This is a genomic window from Oleiphilus sp. HI0043, assembly GCF_001634935.1.
Window position 1 is genome coordinate 1 of the sequence record NZ_LWEY01001861.1, and the last position, 1513, is coordinate 1513.

3 protein-coding genes are annotated in these 1513 nt (G+C 41.9%); 2 read left to right on the forward strand and 1 reads right to left on the reverse strand.

What is annotated here, in order from left to right; all coding sequences use genetic code 11:
- Positions 1-305: hypothetical protein (locus A3729_RS28505; protein ID WP_231877526.1), on the forward strand; the 305-nt coding region annotated here is incomplete at its 5' end.
- A 28-nt stretch (positions 306-333) separates the two neighbouring features.
- A complete protein-coding gene (locus A3729_RS28510; RefSeq protein ID WP_068508108.1) occupies positions 334-951 on the forward strand; it encodes a TetR/AcrR family transcriptional regulator in 618 nt (205 codons plus the stop codon).
- A 28-nt stretch (positions 952-979) separates the two neighbouring features.
- Here A3729_RS28510 and A3729_RS28515 read toward each other — a convergent pair whose 3' ends face one another.
- Entirely contained in the window at positions 980-1390 is a 411-nt protein-coding gene (locus A3729_RS28515; protein WP_068515273.1) for a phasin family protein, read from the reverse strand.
- Positions 1391-1513: the final 123 nt, after the last annotated feature.

Below are 1513 nucleotides of genomic sequence, written 5' to 3' on the forward strand. Positions count from 1 at the left end.
ATAGACATAAGATGCGCTATCTAGCGACACGAGACAACCTCAGCAAAGAAGAAGAGCTTCATTACCTAAATTTCTTATCAAAGGAATTTGGTCACCCTGAGCAGCAATTAGTCTCATCTAGCATTACTGCACGATTCACAAAAATCAAAGATGGTTTTGAAGACATCAAAGTATTAGTATCAGATCATCAAAGACAAGCACCGACCTTAAAATTAATCTCGGATACCAGTCGTTTTTTTGATAAATTTACCGACGAAAGGATTACACACTTTTATCTTAATCCCGTCGACAAGGAAACGTATTAAGTTTACACGATAAGGACCCGGACGTTTAATGAAAACAAGAGATCGAATACTCCATAAAAGCCTGGAGCTTTTCAATGAGCTGGGTGAACCGAATGTCACCACGCTATTGATTTCTGACGAGCTTGATATAAGCCCGGGGAACCTTTACTACCACTTCAAAAGTAAAACTGACATTCTGACGAATTTATTTGAGTGGTTTGAAAATGAAATGGGAGCTCTGTTGGAAGCGCCCAATACAACGCCAGATATCGAGGATCAATGGTTCTTTCTGCACTTGATATTCGAGCACATTGAAAAGTACCAATTTCTTTATAAAGATATCGTCCATGTGCTCGGTCGCCATGACAATATCAAGCTACGCTTCAATAAAATCATTCAAAAGAAAAGGAAAGCTACGCTCAATATTTTGAAGGGACTAGAAGAGCAAGGCAGTATCGAAGCAAATAATGATGAGCTCGAAGCCTTGTGTGAGAATATCGTACTAACGGCAACGTTCTGGATCAATTACTGCATTGTCTCGAGCAACAAGAGTTTGTCTGAAGACATGCTCGCTCGAGGCGTTTATCAGGTTATCTCGCTGGTGGCACCGTTTTTAGATAAAGAACAGCGCCAACTACTCAACGAATTGAAAAAGGCCTACTTGTAGGCCGTTCTTCTAATCATTGATCAAACGATTATTTCTCAGCCAGTTTGGCCTCAAGCTCAGACACACGTTGTTCCAGTTCCGCAACACGATGATTAGTTGGAATCCCTAAGCGCACCAAAGCCGATGATACTCGCTGATCGAAAACACTCTCAAGCTTACCGAAGGTACCGCTGGCTTTCTCTCTAACATCCTCAACACGATCCTCTACCGCCTTGAACTGTTTTTCTACTACGCCACGGGTCAGGCTTTCTATTTCCTCACCTTCCTTTACAAGCTTGTCGAAAATCTTTCCGGTATCTTCTTCAGCTTTATTGTAGGCCCCTAAACCTGCCAACCAGATCTGACGTGCAGACTCTTTGATTTTCTCGGATAGCTGCGAGCTCTGGTCACCATCCTTTATTTGTTTGATCTCATCGCTCTGGTCGATATCTTTTGACATATTTCACCCTCTCGTTCGAGACTACTCAATACGGGTAATCGTGTCGCTATACACCCGGTATTGATTCAGTAACTAGCGTTTAACCAGCCCTGCATTAATAAGATTTTACAATTTAGCCTTTGT